Source organism: Corynebacterium pacaense (assembly GCF_900169525.1).
Lineage (GTDB): Bacteria > Actinomycetota > Actinomycetes > Mycobacteriales > Mycobacteriaceae > Corynebacterium > Corynebacterium pacaense.
This window is the reverse complement of sequence record NZ_LT821240.1, coordinates 1197119-1217967: the sequence shown is the minus strand read 5'-3', so window position 1 is coordinate 1217967 and position 20849 is coordinate 1197119. Positions and strand designations below refer to the sequence as shown.

At 64.5% G+C, this 20849-nt stretch carries 18 protein-coding genes, 1 tRNA gene, 1 pseudogene and 1 other annotated feature; of the genes and pseudogenes, 10 read left to right on the top strand and 10 right to left on the bottom strand.

Going from position 1 to position 20849, the window contains the following annotated elements; translation table 11 throughout:
* Positions 1-94 precede the first annotated feature (94 nt).
* The 3 genes from B7E02_RS12650 to B7E02_RS12640 are packed head-to-tail and all read left to right on the top strand — an operon-like array spanning position 95 to position 4232.
* On the top strand, positions 95-919 hold the full coding sequence (locus B7E02_RS12650) for an ABC transporter ATP-binding protein (protein ID WP_245802271.1): 825 nt from the start codon (positions 95-97) through the stop codon (positions 917-919).
* The gene (locus tag B7E02_RS12645) at positions 916-3474 is read left to right on the top strand and encodes an ABC transporter permease (protein ID WP_080796578.1); all 2559 of its coding nucleotides are present in this window, start codon (positions 916-918) and stop codon (positions 3472-3474) included. The genes B7E02_RS12650 and B7E02_RS12645 overlap by 4 nt, the downstream gene beginning before the upstream one ends.
* Positions 3475-3497: 23 nt before the next feature.
* Positions 3498-4232 (top strand): DUF1648 domain-containing protein, encoded by a 735-nt coding sequence (locus tag B7E02_RS12640; RefSeq protein ID WP_080796577.1) that lies wholly within the window; start codon positions 3498-3500, stop codon positions 4230-4232.
* On the opposite strand, the gene B7E02_RS12635 is transcribed toward B7E02_RS12640, so the two are convergent.
* Positions 4229-4570 carry a fluoride efflux transporter FluC gene (locus B7E02_RS12635; protein WP_080796574.1) on the bottom strand — a complete coding sequence of 114 codons (342 nt, stop codon included), beginning with the start codon at positions 4568-4570 and terminating at the stop codon, positions 4229-4231. The two genes, B7E02_RS12640 and B7E02_RS12635, sit on opposite strands and share 4 nt — an antisense overlap.
* Positions 4558-4869, bottom strand: coding sequence for a fluoride efflux transporter family protein (locus B7E02_RS12630; protein ID WP_080796937.1), 312 nt, complete (start codon positions 4867-4869; stop codon positions 4558-4560). The genes B7E02_RS12635 and B7E02_RS12630 overlap by 13 nt, the downstream gene beginning before the upstream one ends.
* A gap of 102 nt (positions 4870-4971) precedes the next feature.
* Between B7E02_RS12630 and pgm the strand changes: the two genes are divergently transcribed.
* The 3 genes from pgm (at position 4972) to B7E02_RS12615 (ending at position 7708) form a co-directional block, all read left to right on the top strand.
* Positions 4972-6630, top strand: coding sequence for a phosphoglucomutase (alpha-D-glucose-1,6-bisphosphate-dependent) (pgm, locus tag B7E02_RS12625; protein WP_080796572.1), 1659 nt, complete (start codon positions 4972-4974; stop codon positions 6628-6630).
* A gap of 170 nt (positions 6631-6800) precedes the next feature.
* The gene (locus B7E02_RS12620) at positions 6801-7526 is read left to right on the top strand and encodes a DsbA family protein (protein WP_080796570.1); all 726 of its coding nucleotides are present in this window, start codon (positions 6801-6803) and stop codon (positions 7524-7526) included.
* A 106-nt stretch (positions 7527-7632) separates the two neighbouring features.
* A tRNA-Ala gene (locus B7E02_RS12615) sits at positions 7633-7708 on the top strand.
* A gap of 148 nt (positions 7709-7856) precedes the next feature.
* On the opposite strand, the gene B7E02_RS12610 is transcribed toward B7E02_RS12615, so the two are convergent.
* The 4 genes and pseudogenes from B7E02_RS12610 to B7E02_RS12595 form a co-directional block, all read right to left on the bottom strand.
* Positions 7857-9305, bottom strand: coding sequence for an MFS transporter (locus tag B7E02_RS12610; protein ID WP_080796568.1), 1449 nt, complete (start codon positions 9303-9305; stop codon positions 7857-7859).
* Between the two features lie 304 nt (positions 9306-9609).
* A pseudogene (locus B7E02_RS12605) lies at positions 9610-10383 on the bottom strand (transposase); the annotation flags it as partial.
* A 45-nt stretch (positions 10384-10428) separates the two neighbouring features.
* Positions 10429-11322, bottom strand: a complete 894-nt coding sequence (locus B7E02_RS14415) for an IS3 family transposase (RefSeq protein WP_245802197.1) — start codon at positions 11320-11322, stop codon at positions 10429-10431.
* Positions 11245-11373: a sequence feature (AL1L pseudoknot), on the bottom strand. It overlaps the preceding gene by 78 nt.
* Complete coding sequence (locus B7E02_RS12595) at positions 11334-11645, bottom strand: transposase (RefSeq protein ID WP_080792459.1); 312 nt, start codon at positions 11643-11645, stop codon at positions 11334-11336. It overlaps the preceding feature by 40 nt.
* A gap of 74 nt (positions 11646-11719) precedes the next feature.
* On the opposite strand from B7E02_RS12595, the gene B7E02_RS12590 reads away from it, so the two are divergent.
* Both B7E02_RS12590 and B7E02_RS12585 read left to right on the top strand, forming a co-directional pair.
* Positions 11720-12037, top strand: coding sequence for a zinc-binding dehydrogenase (locus tag B7E02_RS12590; RefSeq protein WP_218672392.1), 318 nt, complete (start codon positions 11720-11722; stop codon positions 12035-12037).
* Between the two features lie 119 nt (positions 12038-12156).
* Positions 12157-13095 carry a zinc-binding dehydrogenase gene (locus B7E02_RS12585; RefSeq protein WP_080796564.1) on the top strand — a complete coding sequence of 313 codons (939 nt, stop codon included), beginning with the start codon at positions 12157-12159 and terminating at the stop codon, positions 13093-13095.
* A gap of 84 nt (positions 13096-13179) precedes the next feature.
* Here B7E02_RS12585 and B7E02_RS12580 read toward each other — a convergent pair whose 3' ends face one another.
* Both B7E02_RS12580 and aspT read right to left on the bottom strand, forming a co-directional pair.
* Positions 13180-14793: a bifunctional aspartate transaminase/aspartate 4-decarboxylase gene (locus B7E02_RS12580; RefSeq protein WP_080796561.1), complete on the bottom strand. Its 1614-nt coding sequence runs from the start codon at positions 14791-14793 to the stop codon at positions 13180-13182.
* A 61-nt stretch (positions 14794-14854) separates the two neighbouring features.
* Complete coding sequence (aspT, locus tag B7E02_RS12575; RefSeq protein WP_080796560.1) at positions 14855-16567, bottom strand: aspartate-alanine antiporter; 1713 nt, start codon at positions 16565-16567, stop codon at positions 14855-14857.
* Between the two features lie 550 nt (positions 16568-17117).
* On the opposite strand from aspT, the gene B7E02_RS12570 reads away from it, so the two are divergent.
* Complete coding sequence (locus B7E02_RS12570; RefSeq protein WP_245802270.1) at positions 17118-17510, top strand: ArsR/SmtB family transcription factor; 393 nt, start codon at positions 17118-17120, stop codon at positions 17508-17510.
* Complete coding sequence (locus B7E02_RS12565; RefSeq protein ID WP_080796556.1) at positions 17510-18748, top strand: MFS transporter; 1239 nt, start codon at positions 17510-17512, stop codon at positions 18746-18748. The genes B7E02_RS12570 and B7E02_RS12565 overlap by 1 nt, the downstream gene beginning before the upstream one ends.
* On the opposite strand, the gene B7E02_RS12560 is transcribed toward B7E02_RS12565, so the two are convergent.
* Both B7E02_RS12560 and B7E02_RS12555 read right to left on the bottom strand, forming a co-directional pair.
* Positions 18684-19220, bottom strand: a complete 537-nt coding sequence (locus B7E02_RS12560) for a methylated-DNA--[protein]-cysteine S-methyltransferase (RefSeq protein ID WP_080796554.1) — start codon at positions 19218-19220, stop codon at positions 18684-18686. The two genes, B7E02_RS12565 and B7E02_RS12560, sit on opposite strands and share 65 nt — an antisense overlap.
* On the bottom strand, positions 19217-20704 hold the full coding sequence (locus B7E02_RS12555) for a DNA-3-methyladenine glycosylase 2 family protein (protein WP_080796552.1): 1488 nt from the start codon (positions 20702-20704) through the stop codon (positions 19217-19219). Before B7E02_RS12555 ends, B7E02_RS12560 begins: the two co-directional genes overlap by 4 nt.
* Positions 20705-20849: the final 145 nt, after the last annotated feature.

Sequence of the window (20849 nt, the reverse complement as noted above, 5' to 3'; positions counted from 1 at the left end):
CCCCGCAACAGCGCACCGGGGGACCGCTGCGATCAAGGTAGCCGAGCACCCGTGGACAACCAGCCGAGATGAAAAAGGAAAGCACGAAAAGTCAATGAGCAAGCACAGCGAACATTCCCCTGAGCAGGGGTCCGAGAACTCCTTCACCCCGGAAACGGAGATCCACCCCGACAGGCGTGTCGCTGGAGCCGCCGCGGCACGGGCACTGAACCTGCACAAGTCCTACGGCCAGGGCGACACCACCGTGACCGCTCTGGATCATGTCAACGTCGAGTTCGAGGCCAACCACTTCACGGCGATCATGGGTCCCTCGGGCTCCGGAAAATCCACCCTCATGCACTGCATGGCCGGCCTGGACTCGGCGACCTCGGGTTCGGCGTTCATCGGAGACACCGACCTGTCCCAGCTCAGGGACAAGGAGATGACGGCGCTCCGCCGCGACCGCCTGGGCTTCATCTTCCAGTCCTTCAACCTCGTCCCGACCCTGACCGCCGCCGAGAACATCACCCTGCCCACCGACATCGCCGGACGGAAGGTGGACCAGGAGTGGTTCGATCAGATCACCGGACGGCTCGGGCTCAGTGACCGCCTCAGGCACCGCCCCGCGGAGCTCTCGGGAGGTCAGCAGCAGCGAGTGGCCTGCGCCAGAGCCCTGGTTTCGCGCCCCGACATCATCTTCGGCGATGAGCCGACGGGCAACCTGGACTCCAATTCCTCCAAGGAGGTCCTCGATATTCTGCGCACCGCCGTCGATCAGGACAACCAGACGGTGGTCATCGTCACCCACGACGCCAGGGCCGCCTCCTATGCCGATCGCGTGATCTTCCTGGCCGACGGAAGGATCGTCAACGAGCTTTTCGCCCCGCAGATCGATGAGATCCTGGCCACCATGGCCGGCATCGAGGATGTTGCCCTATGAGTTCATCGTCAACCATGCGCAGAATCTCTCTGCGCAACATCGCCGCGCACAAGGTCAGGCTGTTTCTGACGGTGCTTGCCGTCGTGCTCGGCACGGCCTTTGTCTCCGGCTCGATGATGTTCACCAACGCGCTGTCGGCGACCTTCGATGAGGCGATCTCCGACCAGCTCGACGGCGTGGACGTCGTGCTCAGCCACGACGGCGACGGCGGGGTGCCGCGGGAGGTCATGGATCAGCTGCGCGCCGATGACGAGATTGCGCGGGTCAACGTCAACGCCTCGCAGTCCGTGGTGCTGGCCACCGATGATTCCAGGGCCATCCAGACCGGCTCCGGCGAGCCGTCGATCAGCATCTTCTACGATGCGGACAATGCCGTCGGCATGCCGCACAACCTGGTCGAGGGCACCGCACCGGAGGGCACGGAGGAGGTCCTGATCAACAGGGCCGGCGCCGAGGAGCACGGTTTCGGTATCGGGGACACTCTGCTCGTGGTCGACTCCGCCGGACGCTACACCGTCACCATCACCGGTATCACCGACATGGACACGCAGACCACCCCGGGAATTTCCCTGACCATGTCCGAGGCCGGGTACCTCGAACGCTACACCGATGGCGCCAGTGTGCCCTCGCTGCTGCTCGCCGCAGGTGACGGTGTCGAGCCACAGCAGCTTGTCGACGACCTCCGCACCCGACTGGGTGCGGACTACACCGTGGATACCGGTGAGAGCCTGGTTGAGAAGACCACCGGCATGATCCGTGACGCACTGGGCTTTGTCCAGTACTTCCTCGTCGCCTTCGGACTGATCGCCCTGCTGGTGGGTACCTTCATCATCGCCAACACCTTCTCGATGATCGTCGCCCAGCGCATGCGGGAATTCGCACTGCTGCGCGCCCTCGGTGTCTCCCAGGGCCAGCTGACCCGCTCCGTGGTGTTCGAAGCCATTGTCATCGGAATCCTCGGTTCCGCCCTCGGCGTGGTCGGGGGAATGGGACTGGTGTGGGTGATCTCGACGGTGCTCAGCAACTTCGGCATGCCGATGGGGGGCAGCCTCGGGCTGACTCCGCAGGCGGTGCTCGTCGCACTTGGTCTGGGAACCGTCGTCACCGTGATCAGCGCGTGGGCACCGGCAAGACGGGCGGGTCAGGTCAAACCCGTCGAGGCGATGCGCAACATCGAGTCCACCTCCGTGGCCTCGATGAAGGGGCGCACCATCGCCGGCGCCGTCATCCTGGCCATCGGGGCGGCGGCAGCCATCGCGGGGGCGGGAATGACCGATTCCTCCACCACCTCCCGGTCGATTCTCGTCGGTGTGGGCGCACTCCTCGTGATCGTGGGAACCTTCTTCTTCTCGCCCGCACTGTCCATTCCCGTCGTCGGCGGACTCGGACGCGTCCTGGGCGCACCCTTCGGCGCGGTCGGGCGTCTGGCCTCGACCAACTCGCGGCGCAACCCCCGACGCACCGCCACCACGGCCTTCGCCCTGACGTTGGGAATCGCACTGGTCACCGCCATCGGTATGCTCTCCGCGACGATGAAGGAGGCGGTCAGCGACCTCATCGAGGAGCAGATCACCGCCGACTACATTCTCCAGGGACCGCAGAACGGTGCCATCACCCTTCCGCGCGAGACCTCAGCCGCCGTGGCGGCGGCCGATGGTGTCGAGGATGTGATCACCATTAGTGCGGCCCCGCTGACGATCGGAGAGACGGCAACCCCCGGTTTCCCCGGGGCGCAGGCGGTCAGCGCCGTCGCCGATGGTGACATCTCCCAGGTGATGAACACGGAGAATGTCCAGGGTTCGCTCGACCTGAGCAAACCGGGACTGATCGCCGACGCCGACTACGCCAGCTCCCAGGGCTGGTCGATCGGCTCGACGGTTCCGCTCAGGGCTGCGGACCAGGAGATCGGCAGCGCCGAGCTGCTGGGGACCTATTCCGGGAACCAGGCACTGGGAACGGCGATCGTGTCCTCGGCGTCGATTGCTGAAACCCCGCTCTCCCAGCAGCTGGTTCCGCAGATGATCCTTGTCAACGGGGCGGAGGGCTTTGATAAGGAGCAGCTGCGCAGCAACATCGAGGACGCCGTCGCCGACTTCATCGTGGTCCGGGTCCAGAACGCCTCGGAGTATGCCGGTGAGACGGTCACAATGATCAACACCATGATGAACATCCTCTATGCGCTGCTGGCTCTGGCGGTGATCGTCGCCATCATCGGAATCATCAACACCCTGGCACTCAATGTCATCGAGCGGCGACAGGAGATCGGCATGCTTCGCGCGGTGGGTACCGGTCGTGGACAGGTCCGGACGATGATCACCCTGGAATCCGTTCAGATCGCCATCTACGGTGCCGTGATCGGAATGGCCATCGGACTCGGTCTCGGATGGGCCTTTGTCACGGTCATGTCCGGTGAGGGCCTGGATGCCGCGGTGACGATACCCTGGGGCCAGCTCGGACTGATGCTGGCCGGATCCGCGGTGGTCGGTGTGATCGCGGCGGTGTGGCCGGCGACGAAGGCTGCGAGGACGCCTCCCCTGGAGGCCATCACCGACTGACCCGGCTGATAGTCTCGGGTGCTATGAACCAGCGCCCGGAGCCGATGCCCAATCTTTCGCGGGTCCCCATGCCGTGGGCATGGATCGCCGCCGCCGTCCTGATCACGGTGGTGGCGTCCGTCGTTATGCTGCGGATCATCTATCCGGAACTGGCGGATCCCATGCCCGTGCACTGGAACGCCGGGGGCGAGGCCGACCGCTTCATGGAAAAGACCCCCGGGGCCTTCCTCACCTCCATCCTCCTGGGCCCGGTGATCCTCATCGTCGTCATGGTGGGTTGCGCCACGCTGATCTCCATGCAATCCGGGACCCTGACGCAGCGCGGGGGAGCTGCAACAGCCGGTGACGCGCGCCGGACCCACGGGGGTCTCGAGCGGATGCAGGTTCATCTGGCGCGGTTCATGTTCATCATGAACCTGATCATCCTGAGCATTCTCGGGTCCACCTACGGCGGGCACGGCGGCCCGGTGTTCCTCATCGGACTGATCGCCATCCTCGCGTCCTCCGCCGGGCTGATCCTGGCCCAGATCAGGGTGCAGGCATCACTGAGACAGAAGTTCCCGCTGCCGCCCGGGGAAGCCGGGAAGTGGTGGGGAATCCTCTACAGGGATCCCGAGGATCCGCGGATCCTCATCGACACCGGCACGGGGTCGAACTTCACCTTCAACGTCGGGCGCACAGCGGGAAAAGTGGCGGCGCTGCTCGTCCTCGGTGTGCCGCTGCTCATTCTCGCCGTGGTCCTCCTGGTTGCCATCTAAATCATAAGCGGTTCCACAAACACCGCGGCCACTGATCCCAGCCACACCAGCGACACACCCAGCACGAGCGTGCCGCCGCCGTAGCTGAGCAGCCGTACCCACCTGCGTTCCCTGATCATCGAACCCAGCTCGCGGGAAAGCGTCGACCAGGTGGACAGGGAACCGCAGAAGCCGGTGATGAGAATCGCGGACACCAGCGGGGACAGCGGCAGGCCGATGAGGACCCCGGCCACGAGGCAGGCCAGGGAATTGGGCAGGATCGAGCCGTGGCGTGAGAGCGCCCAGCGCAGAAAGCCACCAATGAAGGCCGCGGCGGCGACGAGGACTAGGAGGAGCATTGCAGTCGGTCCCCCAGGAGCCATGCGCCGACACAGCCGACAACGGTGGCGACCGCGTAGGCGGTGGCGACCGGGGCGGTGGGGGCGTCGATAAGCAGGACGCAGAAGGTGGAGAATGTGGTGAAGCCGCCCAGCACACCGGTGCCCCAGAACGGGCCGGGGCGGAGGTAACCCATGATGAAGGATCCGATGATGTTGATGGCGAGGCTGGGGCCGAAACCGGCACCGAAAACGATGGTGAGCGCCAGGCGCAGGCAGGCACCCAGTGCGGCCCCGGCACCAACCCTCACACCATCCATGGATAGCAGTATACCCCCGAGGTTTTTCGCACATCCACTGCGAAGGAATCCGATTCGGAGGATGATGGAGGACAACTAGACACGACACCTCCAAGGAGCATCATGGCCAACGCACGTGCCGGGCAGCCCGCCCGACCAGAGGATCTCATCGACATCGCCGAGGTGGTGACCGCCTACTACACGCGGACACCCGACCCGGAGAACCCCGATCAGCAGGTGGTCTTCGGAACCTCGGGGCACCGCGGTTCCTCCCTCGACAATTCCTTCAATGAGCAGCACATCCTGGCCACCACCCAGGCCATCGTGGACTACCGCAACCGCGGCTTCAAGAACGGTCCGCTCTACGTCGGACGCGACACCCACGCACTTTCCGAACCGGCGATGATCTCCGCGCTGGAGGTCCTGCTGGCCAACGGCGTTGAGGTGCTTGTCGACGACCGCGGCCGCTACACCCCGACGCCGGCGGTGTCGGTGGCGATTCTGCGCCACAACAAGGACGTGCAGTGGGGCACGGCCGGGCCGTCCCACCCGCTTGCCGACGGCATCGTGATCACCCCCTCGCACAACCCGCCGCGCGACGGCGGTTTCAAGTACAACCCCGCCAACGGCGGGCCGGCCGACACCGAGGCCACCGACTGGATCGCCGATCGCGCCAATGAATTGCTGCGGGGCGGACTTGCGGACGTGAAAAGGGTCTCGGTGAGCGGAGTGCTCGATGACCGTCTGCTCAGGTATGACTTCATGGGCAACTACATCGCGGAACTGCCGAAGGTGGTCAACATCGAGGCGATTGCGAAGTCGGGTCTGCGCATCGGAGCCGATCCCATGGGTGGTGCCTCGGTGGACTACTGGGGCGCGATCGCCGAGACACACGGACTCAACCTCACCGTGGTCAATCCGCTGGTCGACGCAACCTGGCGGTTCATGACGCTGGACACCGACGGCAAAATCCGAATGGACTGCTCGAGCCCGAACGCCATGGCCTCACTGGTGGCCAACCGCGACAGGTACGACATCGCAACCGGCAATGACGCCGATTCCGACCGGCACGGGATCGTCACCCCCGACGCCGGGCTGATGAACCCCAACCACTACCTCGCGGTGGCGATCGAGTACCTCTTCGCAAACCGTCCCGGCTGGTCGCCGGACACCGCCGTGGGTAAGACCCTGGTCAGCTCCTCGATGATCGACCGGGTCGTCGCCCGCCTCGGTCGCCGGCTCGTTGAGGTCCCGGTGGGCTTCAAATGGTTCGTCCCCGGTCTGATCTCGGGCGAGATCGGATTCGGTGGCGAGGAATCCGCCGGCGCCTCCTTCCTCCGCATGGACGGCAGCACCTGGTCCACCGACAAGGACGGCCTGATCATGGACCTGCTGGCCTCCGAATTCACCGCGGTGACAGGGAAGACTCCATCACAGCGCTACGCGGAGCTTGCCGAGGAGTACGGCGCCCCCGCCTACGCCCGAACCGACGCTCCGGCCACCCGCGAGCAGAAGGCACTGCTCAAGGCGCTCTCACCGGAACAGGTCACCGCATCCACCCTCGCCGGTGAGGAGATCACCGCGAAGCTGACCAGAGCCCCGGGCAATGACGCACCGATCGGCGGACTCAAGGTGACCACCGAGAACGCCTGGTTCGCCGCACGTCCCTCCGGCACCGAGGACAAGTACAAGATCTACGCGGAGTCCTTCCGTGGCGCCGAGCACCTCGCAGAGGTGCAGCGCGAGGCACAGGCCCTGGTCTCCGAGGTGCTGGGTCAGTAGGGGAGTTTGGGTGTTTCGGTGTGGAAACCCGCCAATCGACTGTGAATCCCATCTCGGAGGGCGTCCGGAGGAGTGAATCGGTGCCCCGGTGGTTTAAGGTCAATTGCGGGTAAAGTCCGGGCTGCCCGCAGGGGTGGCACCGGAGAAATGGAATTCAAGGTAGGGAATCAATGAGCACAAAAGTTCAGAACCCGAACCAGGGAAGCAAGGGTTTCCTCTGGGCGCTCGTGGCGATAGTGGTCATCGCCGCGGTCGTGGTCGGTTACATCGTCATCAGCAGCCGTGGCTCGAAGACGGAGTACGTGGCGGATCGGGAATTTGAGAACGTCACCATGAACGCGGAACTCTCCGGAGACTACGTCACCCTCTCCTCCGACAACGCCGCAGCGGATGCACCCAGGGTTGAGCTCTACGAGGACTTTTCCTGCCCGCACTGCGCCACACTCGCCGAGAACACCGATGATGACATGCTCTCGGAGATCGAGGCCGGTAACCTCGTCGTTCAGGTTCATCCGCTGAACTTCCTCGACCGGGGCAACACCGACGGACATTCCACCCACTCGCTCGCAGCCATCCTTTCGGTGGCCGACACCGGTGATGCCAGCCTCTACTGGAACTACCGCACCCTGCTCCTCGAGGATCAGGCCGATATCGTGAACAAGTGGTCCGAGGATGACTTCGCCTCGGCCGCGGAGTCCATGGGCGCCGATTCCTCGGTGGTCGAATCCATCAGGAACGGTGAGAACCTGGGGCGGGCCAACGACATCGCCACCGCCAACGCCGAGCACCTCGAGGAGACCACCGGTTCCCTGTCCTCCCCGCGTGTCCTCCGTGACGGCAAGGACGTCGAGGTTGATGACATCAACCAGTGGATCCCCGCCGTGCTCAACAGCTAGACGACGCACACTCCGAAAATCCCCTGCACTGCGGGGGATTTTCCGTTTGACCAGCGGATTTGGCCAATCCGAGGCGGAGCATGTACATTAATACGAGTTGAAACAAGGGGCTATGGCGCAGCTGGTAGCGCACCACACTGGCAGTGTGGGGGTCAGGGGTTCGAATCCCCTTAGCTCCACCATGAGTGGCTTATTGCACCCGGTGTTCTCATGAACACCTCCTGTGCAGATCAAGTCAGAGGATGGATAGTTCGGCCAGGCCGCCCTTCGGGGCGGCTTCTGGCGTTTCCGGGCCACGGTGAGGGATTCCTCCCGCAGTGTCTCAATCTGTCATGACGCGCGGAGTTCCACCGGGGCGGGTGCGGTGCGGGTCCGTCTGAATGCCCAGGCGATGAGGAGCGCGGCGATGACGGTGATTATGGAGACGCTGAGGGTTGCGGCATCATCGAATTGTGTTCTCTGCACCGCCGTCCACGGGTCGTCCGTGAGATCGCCCACGAACATCGCCGCGATGATCGTGCCGATGATCGCGGTACCGACGGCGGAGGCGATCTCGTCGGTGGTGTCTACCATGGCTGCGGCGATGGAGGTGCGGTTCTCTGGCGCGCCTCTCATGACGTTGACGCCTGCGACAAGGCCGACCACGCGCAGGCCCGCCGAGGTCAGCACGAGCGTGACAGCGACCCAGGGGTAACCCTGCGAGCCGAGGGCGACGTAGATCACCAGTCCGGCCACGACGCTGAGGGAACCGAGCCACGCGGCGTGGTTGATGCCGACGCGGTCGACGAACCTCTCCACGACGAACCCGACCGCCAGGAGGGTCGCCACCTGGGGCAGCATGCCCAGCGACGCGAGGGCGGGCGACCATCCCCGGGACAGTTGCAGCTGCAGGCTGATGAGGTAACTGAGGCCGGCCACGGCCAGCCCGGTGGCTGCCTTGTAGGCGAGTCCGCCGGAGACCAGTCGCTGCGTGATGAGCGTGGCGTCCACCAGCGGGTGCGTGGCGCGTCGCTCGCGCCACACGAACGCTGCACCAGCGATGACCGCGGCGACGGTGGTTGCCCACGGCCGCGGCGAGCTCCCACCGACCTCGACAAACAGTGTCGGAGTCAGCAGTCCAAGCACGATGGCGACTGTGCCCAGGATGGCCCCGGCGACATCGATCGGGGCGGGATGCAGATCCTCCGGCCGGTCGGGGGCGATTCCCGCCCGGATGCCGAGGAAGGCGATGATCGCGATCGGCACGTTGATCAGCAGCAGTCCCTGCCAGGGCAGAACCGCCAGCAGGAAACCGCCCGTGACCGGCCCGGCGGCAAGGCCCATCAGCCCGACGGCGGTGACGAGGGAGATCGCTCGGATTCGGAGTCTGTCATCAACGAACAGCCGGAAGGTCAGCGCGATCGTGCCGGGCGTGGTCATTGCGGCGGCGACGCCAATCAGCACACGCACGGCGATGAGTTCGCCCGGGTTCCGCACGAACACGGTGAGCAGGCTGGCGGCGGCGAGCAGGGTGAGCCCGATGAGCATCACACGGCGCCGACCGTACCGGTCGGAGATGGCGCCGATGGCGAGCATGAGTCCGCCGAACACGATCGCGTAGGAGCTGGTGATCCACTGCAACCCCGTTGCGGACGCGTGCAATTCCCGGCCGATCGTCGGCAGCGCGACGTTGAGTATCGAATTGTCGAGAATCCCGAACAGGAACACCGCCGAGAGACCGCTCAGGGCGAGCCAGTGGGGCTTCAGGGATTGCCTGACTACGGGCTGTGGAATGGGCATACGTTCTCCTTCAGTGATGAAGAAGTAACGGTTCGCCTATTCCCGCGTGTGTTCGTCCCGCCTGGCTGGAAATGGCGGGACGTTTTTACTTCGATGATCCCATTGATACGCCGACGGGGTGGATTCGTCAACGCGAAGAGGTTCGTTCCTCCCGGACGGCACGAAGTCCCGATGGGCGGTGCACTGCGACGCGCCGAGACACTGATCGGTCAGCCGTCCCAGGCCTGCGGTCTCCGGGGAAGGTGGTTGTGCAAACCTCGGATCTGCGTCCCTTTCAGATCCCCGGTGATGCTCCTATGGTGTGTCAAGCTGCTTTGAGGAATTCTTCGTAGGCTATCTTCAACTCCAGCAGTCGGCGTTTGCCTGTTTCTATATCGCTGATCCTGGCCGGGGAACAACCGAGTTTCTCAGCGACTTGGGTTTGAGAAAGGGCTTTTTCCAGCCGACGGGCCTTGAACTCCTCACCCCTGAGCCTGCTCGGCTGGTCTACAGATCGGCCTACGCAGAGAACCTGGTAGATCTCTCTGGCGATGGCACGTTTCAGACACCGCATGATCTCTTTTTTCGATAGTCCTTCTTTGGTTCGCCGTTGAACATAGTTGCGTGTGCGTTCATCGTGCCGCATTCTGACCAGTACAATACGGTGCACGGCTGCGTTCGCCTGCCGGTCGCCCCCTCTGTTTAGTCGATGCCGGTTCGTGCGTCCCGAACTCGCAGGAATAGGTGCGACTCCCCACAGATGTGCCAATGCAGCCTGTGAACGGATTCGCTTCGGATTGTCGCCTACGCTGACGATCAGTTCTGCAGCGGTAACAGTCCCGCATCCAAAAATCTGTACCATTTCGGGATTGATCGTCTCGACTAAATCAGCGATCTTGGCATCGAGTTCAGCGCATTCTGTCCGCAGCCTGTTGTAGGTAGTGGCCAAGCTCTTCAAACTGGCCAAAGCCCCATTAGCAGGGTCAATGAGGTCCGTAGGTGGGCGGCACCGGGACAAGGTCCGGATTAGAGTGTCAGTTGTCATCGCCGTGTAACGCTGTCGAACAACAACCGGTGCGGTCACCAGCAGAGACTTGATGGTGTGTCAAGCCCCGGGTTTTGTAGAGGGTGATTTACTTGTCGATCAGGCCGCGTAGGCCTGATACTTCTGCCATTCCTGGTGAACTTCCTTCGGCGGGCGATGAGCCAGTGCGGAGTGCAACCGGCGGTTGTTGTACCACCCGATCCACTTCGAGGTCGCCACGATCACATCGGTCAGCGCCGGCCACGTCCTGCGGTCGATCAGCTCGGCCTTGAACATCGAATTCAACGCCTCGGCCATCGCGTTGTCATAGGAGTCGCCGCGGGATCCGACCGAGGCCACGACCTTCGACTCCGCCAATGACTCGCCGTAGGTAATAGAGCGGTATTGCACTCCACGGTCGCTGTGGTGGATCAGCCCAGAGACGTCCTCACCAGCGCGAAGACGAGCCGACAGGGCCATATCCAAGGCATCGCGGGCCAACGAGACCCGCATGTGGTTCGTCACTTGCCAACCGATGATCTCACGGGTGTAGGCGTCCAACACAAACGCCGCATACACCCACCCGGCCCGGGTGGGGATATAGGTGATATCGGCGACCCACAGCATATTCGGCGCGGTCACGGCGAAGTTGCGCTCCACCAGGTCGACAGGACACTCGCCGGCGTCGGCGCTGCGAGTTGACGGTCTTTTCTTCCGCCGCCGGATCCCCTTCAGCCCGTCGGTCGCCATGAGACGCTCGACGGTGCAGCGGGCGACGTGACCGAAGGTGGCCTCGCGGTTGATCTCCGCCCACAGCTTCCGGGCGCCGTAACATGAGTAGTTGTCTTCGAAGATCCGGCGCAGTGCCCGGGTGATCTGCTTGTCCCGGATGGACCGGGCTGATTCAGGCCGTGATTTGTGGGCGTAATACGTGCTCAGGGCTATCTTCGCGCTGGTGGTGGCCAGGACGCGGATGATGGGCTCGACCCCGAACTGAGCACGGTTGTCGTCGATGAAGGTGACGATTACTTGTGTGGGCGGTCGAGCTCCGCCGCGAAAAAAGCCGAGGCTTTCTTGAGGATCTCGTTGGCGCGTTTGGCTTCGGCGAGCTCGGCCCGCAGCCTGCGGTTTTCTGTTTCCAGGTCCATCGATTCGGCCGGTGTGTCGGTTCCGGATTGCTTGTGGGTGCGGACCCAGACGCGCAGGGTTTCCTTGCTCACGCCGAGTTCGTCGGCGATGCGGGTGACCGCGCCCCGGGCGGTGACGGGATCAGCTTGAGCGTGGAGCACGAGTTCTACAGCGCGCTGCTTGAGCTCGACAGTGTATTTGGTGGGCATGTAAGGGTTTCCTTTTCCAATTTCCTACCCTCCATTAAACCCGGGGCGAACCATTCGCGGACAGGGACCTGGAGGTGGTGGTGGACTTCGCCGGATTCGGAACCACCACCGCGGCGGGGGTGAACGTGCTCGCCAAGTACGGGACGCTGGTGCAGGTGGGAATGGGCCGTTCGGAGGCACCGCTGAACACCTACCAGCTCATCAACAAGCAGCTGACTATCAAGGGATCCAGTTCGGGCACGCGTGAGGACCTCGCGGCGCTGTTGGAGCTGATGCGATCGGGGAAGCTGCATCCCCCGATCAACCGCATCACCCAAGCCCAGATCCCCGAGGCGATCGATAAACTCCGTGAAGGCGGAAACGTCGGAAGGTTCATCGCGATCTACGACTAGCCCGGTGGCCCGGTGGCCAGACCGGGTGTGGGCGCGGGACACCCCTCGGGGGTCGATTTTCCGGGTGGTGGGGAGAACAATAAAGGTATCCCCACCACCGAAAACGGAAAGGTAAGATAATGAAAGCCTGGCTGCTCGACCGAACCCGAACCCCACTTCGCGAAGCCGAGGTGGACACCCCGACACCGGGCAGGGGGCAGCTCCTGGTGAGGGTGCACGGAGCGGGACTCTGCCACAGTGACGTGGCGTATACCGAGGGTCAGTTCCCGTTCCAGATCCCCTTCCCGGTGGTGCTCGGCCACGAGGTTGCAGGGGAGGTGGTTGAAAGGGGGGAGGATGTCGAGGGATTCAGCCCTGGTGACCGTGTGGTCAGCGCAACCTCCGCGGGCGATGCCCCGGGGATCACCCGCAGCGGCGGTTATGCGGAGTACACGCTGTTGACCGCTGCGAAAACCGTCCACATTCCCGAGGGCGTGTCCTGGGCGCAGGCGGCAGCCTCCTCCGATGCCGGACTGACCTCCTACACCGGGGTCGTTGCTCACGGCGGAGCCGCGCCGGGCAGCCGAATCGGCATTGTCGGTCTGGGCGGACTGGGGATGACCGGAGCAAGGATTGCCGTGCTCTCCGGTGCCACCGTCTACGCCGCGGAACCCCGGGAGGAGGTGTGGGAGACCGCACGCGCCAACGGCGTGACTGAGATTGTCTCCGATGTGTCCGGACTTGCCGGAAAGGACCTGGACGCGGTCATCGATTTCGCCGGCTTCGGCACCACGACCTCCGGTGCCATCGACGCGGTCCGGCCCGAGGGACGGGTGGTCATCGTCGGTCTCGGACGCACCGAGGCCACCGTGAGCACCATGGCACTTGTGAGCAGGAACGTAACACTGCGTGGATCCACACCCGCTGGCAACCCCGGGCACCTCTCCGCACTCCTGGACTGGATCGCCAGGGGCGATCTGGAGATCGCCCTCTCCGAGATCGACTTCGACGACATCCCCGCCGGTCTCAGTCGCCTCGCCAGGGGGGAGGTCACGGGGCGCCTGGTCGCGGTGTTCTAACGCCGCGGTGTTCGCGACCCCGCACCGGTCGGCGTGGGATCACCGGCGGCTACAGCCTGGCGGTTGCCACCTCCGGTGGTGAAACTAGCCCTGGCTGGTGAACTGTTCGTGGTACTCATCGAGGATCGTCCGGGTGGCGCGACCGATGGCCACGTACTCCCAGTCGGTGAGGTTCGCCAGCGAGACGCGGGCGGAGGCGTCGACAACCTCGAAACCGTTGCCTGGCAGCAGGACGACCCCGGTCTCGCGGGCCAGCCGGAAGAGGTAGTCCCGACCGTGATCACCCTTGGCGAACCAGGCTGCGAACTCGTCGCCGTAGAGCTCGCCGGCGAGCTCCTGCAGGTCGACGAGCGTGTAGTAGTCGACGTCCTCGGGCTGGAAGGCACGGGGAGCACCGATATTGGCGTAGAGGGTGGTTTCGCGCTGCCGGATCAGGGATTTCGCGGCGTCCTCATAGCGGTTGAGGCGGTCCATCAGTCCATGCAGTGCGAAGAGCGTCATCTGCAACTGCTGGGGAAGTGACAGCCCGGCGGTGTGGTTGAGGGCCACCGCGCGCGAATCCGCGACCAGACGGTCGATGAACCTCAGGCTCGACGCGTCCGTGGTCAGCGAGGAGTACCTGCGCTGCAGCCTGTCCCGGGTCTCCTCGGGAAGCGCGGCGATCGCGCGGTCGATGGCGTTGTCCTCGTGGATTCCGATGGTGCCCAGACGCCAGCCCGTTGCTCCGAAGAACTTCGAGAAGGAGTACACCAGCACCGTGTTCTCCGGGGCGAGGGCGAACAATGAGGAAAAATCATCGGCGAAGGTGCCGTAGACGTCATCGGTGATCACGAAGAGATCGGGACGGTGCTCCCTGATCAGCGTCGCGATCGCCTTCAGACTCTCATCTGTCAGCTTCGTTGACGGCGGGTTGCTCGGATTGACCAGGCAGAAGACCTTCACCGCCGGGTCCAGAAGCTTGTCCAGCTCCTCCTTCGGGTACTGCCAGTCCAGGTTCTGATCCATGCGTACGTCGACGACCTCGAGGTCGAAGCCGGGGAGCACGGGGATTTCGAGGTAGGGCGAGAAGATCGGGGTGCCGATGGCGATCTTGTCCCCGGGGTGCAGCAGCTCATTGGCGAACATGGACTGGAAGAGGTAGGTCATCGCCGCGGTACCACCCTCTGTGGCGACCAGCGAGAATGCCCCGGTGTCGGCGTCGCGGCACATCTCCTTGCGCAGGTAGGCGCCCACGATCTTCTCGCTGTTGTTCAGCATGCGCGGGGGAACCGGGTAGTTGCAGCCGAGCGAGGCCGCAACGGCCTCGGCGAGGAAGTCGGCACTGTTGATACCGAGCTGATCATCGACATAGGAGAGCGCGGCGCGGAGGAAACGCACCCCCTCATCGTCGTGGTGGGTGGCGGCAAAGGATTCAAAACGGTTGATGATGCCCTCGGTCTGCGGCAGCCCTCCGAAACCGCTGTCGAGGTAGGAGTACGCCCTTTCCGATTCGTTGAGGGCGAATTCACCGAGCCTGAGAAAGGCCCGCCTGGGCAGTGTGGCGAGGAAGTTGGGGTTACCGCGACCGGCGTTGAGCATGAGGCGGTGGGAATCGCTCGAGGCGGCCTTGATCAGCAGATCCTTGAGCTCGAAGGGGCTGAGGTCCTCGCTGAGTGAAGTGTCGGGGAGGATCGTTGCGGGTGTGTTGTTTCGTGTCATTGTTTTTCCTTCTGGTTGTTGGTCCGGTGTGTGCTGTGCTTGCCGACGCTGCCGTGCCGGGTCAGGAGACGTTGGTGGTAACGAGGTTCACGATGATCGGCCCCCAGAGTGTGAGCAGCACGTTGGCCACCGCATAGGTGATGGTGAACGGCACCACCGGGGTGGCGTTTCCGGCCTTGCCCATGAGTGCGGCGAAGGCCGGATTCGCACTTCGACCTCCGGCTATCGCCGCGAGCAGTTCGATCGGATTGCGGATGCGCAGCAAATAGTAGGAGAGGAAGAAGCTCAGGATCGTCGGGATCAGTGTCACGCAGACACCGAGGAGCAGCAGGGAGAGCCCGGATTGTTTGATGGCGGTCAGTGCCTGTGCCCCGGCGCCGAGGCCGACGGCGCCGACGAACGCCGCCAGGCCGAAATCTCGGAGGAAATTCGATGCGCCCGTGGGAAGTGAGGCGAACCTCGGGTGGACGCCGCGCAGCCAGCCGAAGACGAGGCCGGAGACCAGGCAACCGCCTCCGGTGCCGATGCTGACCGAAACCCCGAAGAGGGGCACCTCAATCAGACCGATGAGCATACCGATGGCGATTCCGAGGCCGAAGAAGACGAAGTCGGTGACCGCACCCGCGGGGATGGGATAGCCCAGTTGCTTCTGTGCGCGATCGATATCGGTGGGGCGACCCACCAGGGTGATCTCGTCGCCACGGTGCAGCTCCACATGCTGGAGGGTTGGCAGGTCCTTTCCACCTCGGCGGACTCCGCTGAAGAAGATGCCGTAGTCGGACTGCCCATTCAGTTTCTGGTGCACATCGCCGAGGGTCGAGCCCACCAGCGCACGATTGGTGAGCACGACCTCGCGCTTTTCCTCAACCTCCACCAGTCCGGCGGGAGGCTCCGCCTCCGCACCGAGCCGCGTGCCAAGGGGTTCCAGACTTTCCCTGGTGCCGGTGACCACGACGAGATCGCCGTCGTGGATCGTGGTGTCCGGCCCCGCCTCGATCTGTTTGCCGTTGCGCACCACGGATTCGACGCTGGCCGGGTCGAGGTCCCTGTCGAACTCAGCGGAGCTCTGATTTACCAGTGGGCTGCCGGGGGCGACGCGGTAGCAGCGTGTGATGATGCTGCGCATTCCGTTGAACTGACCGTCCTCGAGTTCGGGACGACCGCCGGAGAACTTGGCGGCGAGCTTGATGGCCTCCGAGCGGATATCCCATTTCTTGATCATCGGCAGGAACCAGCTGATCAGCAGGATCGGACCGAGGGAGCCGAAAATGTATGTCACGGCGTAGCCGACGGCGACGTTGCTCTGCATCTGCTTGGTCACGTCCGCCGGAAGCCCGAGATTGGCGATGGCGTCACCGGCCGTGCCGATGATCGCCGACTGTGTCAGTCCACCCGCGGCGAGACCCGCGGCGAGACCGCGGTCGAGTCCGAATGTCCAGGCGGCCACCAGGACGGTGAGTAGTCCGAGGACACAGGTCAGCACCGCGGAGAGCAGTTGGTTGAGGGAGCGGCGATTGAGTGCGCGGAAGAACTGCGGGCCACCCTGGAAGCCGACCGCGTAGATGAACAGGGCAAAGAAAACTGTGCGCACCGTGTCATTGAGTTCGATGCCGAGCTGGCCGATGACAACACTGACTATCAGGGTGCCGGCAATGCCGCCCAGTTTGAAGGATTTGTATTTGAGTTTCCCGAGGAGATATCCCAGGGAGATACAAATGAATAATGCGACCAGTGGCTGGTCCCGGAGAATGTCGCTGAGGAACTGCAAATCCACTCACCTTGTTTCGAAGAACGAGTTGCTTGAACAAACCGTGACTGTGTCCGTGGGATCACACGGGGGAGGGGCTGGTGCCCACCCCCGATTTGACAGGATCCTGCGTTCACCAACAGATTACGCGTCTTGTGCGTTTCGGCGAGCCGGGGGCGATGTCGCGCAGGATGTGGTGGCGCCCCGCCCTCCCGCAGGTTCAAGGGTGCGCGCCGGAGTTTTCCGCACGGATGTTCGTGGCGTCCCGGTTTTCCTGGAGGTGGGCTTCGCCGGGGCTCTGAAACCCGCCACCGGCCCTGTTTGTTCGGAGGGTGAGCGGGTGCAGGTGGGGGCTGGACGGATCCGGTTCCACCTGAGCAGGTCCTCGAATGGGCGTACCTTTATCCCGCCCGTCTCCGGCGTTCCCTGGCCCGGTTTCCCGTCGCGGATGCGGTGAGAAAACTCACCGGCCCAACCGGCGCCTGTGGTCGGTGCAGCGGAGGCCCCGCGTCGCAATGACGGCTTCCTCGGGGTTCTCGGAGTGACGGGAAACCACCACTAATGTTACTATATGCGTATGAATGCGGATAAGAAGCTTTGTGGAATGGATCCCGACTCCGAGTTTGTCGACCTCGCGGCCGAGGTTCTCGGTCTGCTCTCGGATCCCACGAGGATCAGGATCATCCTCGCTCTGCGCAGGCAGGTGGAACTCCCGGTCAAGGCACTCGCCGAACTGGTGGGAAAGAAGCCCTCCGGGGTGTCCCAGCACCTGGCCAGACTCCGGATGGCGCGCATGGTCACCACAAGACAGGAGGGAACAAGCGTGCTCTACCGCCTCGCCGATGAGCACGCCCTGACCCTGGTGGTGGAGGCGATAAGGCAGGCGGAACATGCCGTGTCCAACGGCCAGATCCCGCCCCACCACCACACACCGCACCCCGCGCCACCCCGGGACACGGCGGCGGACTGATGCTCGGCGTCCTGCGCAACCGGACTTACGCGAGGCTCTTCAGTGCCCAGGTCATCGCCTTGATCGGTACCGGTCTGCTCACCGTGGCCCTGGGGCTGCTCGCCTTCGATATCGCCGGGGGCGATGCCGGGGCCGTGCTTGGCGTCGCCATGGCGATCAAGATGATCGCCTATGTCGCCATCGCGCCGATCATCAGCGCATTGTTCGTCCGACTTCCGCGCAAGCCGGTGCTGATTGGAGCGGACCTGGTCCGGGCCGGTATCGCCGTGATGCTTCCGTTTGTCACGGACGCCTGGCAGATCTACATCCTCATCTTCGTGCTGCAGTCCGCCTCGGCGACCTTCACGCCCACCTTCCAGGCGCTGATTCCCTCCGTGCTGCCCGATGAGCGTGACTACACGCGGGCGCTGTCACTCTCGCGCCTGGCCTATGACCTCGAATCTCTGCTCAGCCCGATGCTCGCCGCGGCGTTGCTGCTGTTCATCAGCTATCACAACCTGTTCCTCGGCACGGTGCTCGGCTTTCTGATCTCCGCGTCGCTCGTGTCCACGGCGGTGCTTGGTCCGGTCGGGCCCGTGGACACCACGGCGGGGTTCACCGAGCGCCTCACCCGCGGAATCCGCGCATTCCGATGCGTGCCCGAACTGCGCGGACTCATGGGACTCAACCTAGTCGTCGCAATGGCGACCTCCATGGTCATCGTCAACACCGTCGAGATCGTCAGGGCACAGCTGGGTGGCGGACAGGCGGAGGTCGCACTGCTCCTGGGAGCCTACGGAGCGGGATCCATGGTGGTGGCGCTGGGCCTACCGAGGGTGTTGGACGGGGTGCCCGATCGCCGGGTCATGCTAACCGGCGGCGCGGTGGTGCCGGTCGCGCTGCTGGCCGTCCCGGCGGCACTGACGCTGGCGCAGGGGAGGATGCAGTGGGTGATACTTACCGTGCTCTGGATCCTGCTCGGCGCGGCCACTTCCATGGTTCTCACCCCGTCTGCCAGGCTGCTGCGCCGCAACAGCGACCAGGATTCGCGACCGGCGGTGTTCGCTGCCCAGTTCTCGCTGTCCCACCTGTGTTTTCTGCTCGGATATCCGCTGGCGGGCACCTTCGGAGCCGTGGTCGGGCTGCCCGCGATCGCCGTCCTGCTGAGCGTCATCGCGGGCACGGGTGTCATCGTCACAGCCCGGGAATGGAGGGTGCCTGCACCTGTCGCGACTCCCTCGCCAACAGACTCCGCTTGATTTCGGTGCCATAGCGGAACCCGCCGAGGCCACCGTCGCTACGCAGCACGCGGTGACAGGGGACGAACAGTGCCGCGGCGTTCATCGCACAGGCTCCCGCGGCGGCGCGAATCGCGGCCGGACGGTCGCTCAGCTCCGCCAGTTCGCGGTAGGAAACGGTATCCCCCGGGCCAACCCCGCGCAGCACATCCCATGCGTGCGTGCGGAACTCGCCGGACTCCTGGTGCACCGGGATCCGTGCTGGGGCATCGAGCTCTCCGCGGTAGTAGGCTCCCACTGCGTCGGTGGCGGCCGCGACCTCCGCGTCCCCGGGCCCGGTCCTGTGCATCTCCCCGGTATCCGGGCGCAGGATCGGGTGGATCAGCGCCAGCAGCGATGCGATGTCGGTGGTCCAGCCGGAGGCCAGTACGGCCCCGCAGGAGACGATGATGGTGAAATCCCCGTCGGGCGTTGCCAGGGTGGTGATCTTCATGTCCGTTTCCTTCCCGCGGCGGCGCGCCACAGATGCATGGCGGCATAGGACCGCCAGGGTGACCAGGTGTCCGCATGTGCGGCGAGCGTCCGGTGATCCGCATCGGCCAGTCCGATTGCCGAGGCACCGGCCAGGAGTGCCACATCACCGTGCAGCCACGCATCAGGTGATCCGAGCACGCGCATGCGGATGTAGGCGGAGGTCCACGGACCGATTCCCGGTTGCGCCAGCAGCTGGGCGCTCAGTTCCGGGGCATCCGCGCCGACATCAACAACCAGTTCGCCGGAGATCAGAGCCTCCAGGGTGGCGCGCAGATAACCGAGCGATCTGGCGGGAAGCCTGAGGAGGTCACTGCGGACAATCTCCACGGGATCGGGAAACAGCGTGTCCAGCCCCTCAAAGGCCGATGCATGGGGGTGCCCGATGCCTGTGGCCAGCCGGGTCAGGTGTGTGCGCGCCGCGGCGACGGAGATGTGCTGACCGACCATCGCGCGCACCACGAGCTCGTGCGGATCAACCGCTCCGGGAACGCGGATACCGGGGGTCCGCTCCACCAGCGCCGCCAGACGGGGATCCTCGGCCAGGCCGCGGTCGACGGCCACCGGATCGGCATCCAGGTCGAGCAGGCGGCGCACCCGCGCGACGGCGGGGGCGGCGTCGGCAAGCGTTGTCAGCTCGAGTTGTGCCCGCAGGTTCCAGCCCCGGGCACTCCGCTTTGCGACGACCTCGACCGCACCCGGCCCCCACGGCAGGGTGAGTGTGCGCGCATAGCGCAGCCGGGTGGGATCGCCGAGGTCGGCGACCTCGACGCCGCCCACCGCACGCGCGGCGAGGAAGCCGAAGACGCCGGGGGCGTCGAAAGGCTGGCGTACCGGCAACTCCACTCCCAGGGTGGGGGAGGGTCGGGAGGTGCCGCCGGCACGGCGCAGATCACCGGGGCGCAGACCGAAGATGTCCAGCATGGTGTCATTGAACTGCCGGACGGAGGTGAAACCGGCGGCGAACGCGATCCTGGACATGCTGAGATCGGTTTCGATGATCAACGAACGCGCAGCCTGGGCCCGCCTCGCGCGGGCGAGCGCCAGCGACCCGGCACCGAGTTCCGCGAGGAGAATCCGGTTGAGGTGGCGGGGGCTGTATCCCAGTCTGGAGGCCAGTCCGGCGACCCCCTCGCGGTCCACCACGCCGTCATTGATCAGTCGCATGGCACGCGCGGCGGTGTCCCCGCGGATGTTCCATTCGGGAGTGCCGGGTGCGGCCTCCGGCGCACACCTCCTGCAGGCGCGGTAACCGGCCCGCTGGGCGGCAGCGGAGGTGAGGAAGAAGGAGACATTTTCCGGTTTCGGTGTGCGCGCCGGGCAGGACGGTCGGCAGTAGATGCCGGTGGAGGAGACGGCGGTGAAGAACTGGCCGTCGAAACGCGGGTCCCGCGCATCAATGGCGCGGTACCTTTCGCGGAATTTCGGATCGACGGTGTGTGTCATGTGCTCAATCGAACCACGTTGGCGCGGTTGCCGTCTGGCGGAAATCGGACACCACCGTCGACGGAGTGTCGGGGCGGTTGTGAGCATGGGTGTTCCCAAACTCTCAGCAATCATCCATGTTGTTGTCATATCCGCGAGCGTAGGG

Bases quoted from the DNA above. Each gene is read 5' to 3' on its own strand.
- B7E02_RS12565 (WP_080796556.1), top strand. From the start codon at position 17,510: ATGCTCGGCGTCCTGCGCAACCGGACTTACGCGAGGCTCTTCAGTGCC.
- B7E02_RS12645 (WP_080796578.1), top strand. From the start codon at position 916: ATGAGTTCATCGTCAACCATGCGCAGAATCTCTCTGCGCAACATCGCC.
- B7E02_RS12580 (WP_080796561.1), bottom strand. From the start codon at position 14,793: ATGACACGAAACAACACACCCGCAACGATCCTCCCCGACACTTCACTC.
- B7E02_RS12640 (WP_080796577.1), top strand. From the start codon at position 3,498: ATGAACCAGCGCCCGGAGCCGATGCCCAATCTTTCGCGGGTCCCCATG.
- B7E02_RS12560 (WP_080796554.1), bottom strand. From the start codon at position 19,220: ATGAAGATCACCACCCTGGCAACGCCCGACGGGGATTTCACCATCATC.
- B7E02_RS12630 (WP_080796937.1), bottom strand. From the start codon at position 4,869: ATGGATGGTGTGAGGGTTGGTGCCGGGGCCGCACTGGGTGCCTGCCTG.
- B7E02_RS12620 (WP_080796570.1), top strand. From the start codon at position 6,801: ATGAGCACAAAAGTTCAGAACCCGAACCAGGGAAGCAAGGGTTTCCTC.
- B7E02_RS12610 (WP_080796568.1), bottom strand. From the start codon at position 9,305: ATGCCCATTCCACAGCCCGTAGTCAGGCAATCCCTGAAGCCCCACTGG.
- B7E02_RS12555 (WP_080796552.1), bottom strand. From the start codon at position 20,704: ATGACACACACCGTCGATCCGAAATTCCGCGAAAGGTACCGCGCCATT.
- B7E02_RS12585 (WP_080796564.1), top strand. From the start codon at position 12,157: ATGAAAGCCTGGCTGCTCGACCGAACCCGAACCCCACTTCGCGAAGCC.
- pgm (WP_080796572.1), top strand. From the start codon at position 4,972: ATGGCCAACGCACGTGCCGGGCAGCCCGCCCGACCAGAGGATCTCATC.
- B7E02_RS12635 (WP_080796574.1), bottom strand. From the start codon at position 4,570: ATGCTCCTCCTAGTCCTCGTCGCCGCCGCGGCCTTCATTGGTGGCTTT.
- B7E02_RS12570 (WP_245802270.1), top strand. From the start codon at position 17,118: ATGAATGCGGATAAGAAGCTTTGTGGAATGGATCCCGACTCCGAGTTT.
- B7E02_RS12650 (WP_245802271.1), top strand. From the start codon at position 95: ATGAGCAAGCACAGCGAACATTCCCCTGAGCAGGGGTCCGAGAACTCC.
- B7E02_RS12595 (WP_080792459.1), bottom strand. From the start codon at position 11,645: ATGCCCACCAAATACACTGTCGAGCTCAAGCAGCGCGCTGTAGAACTC.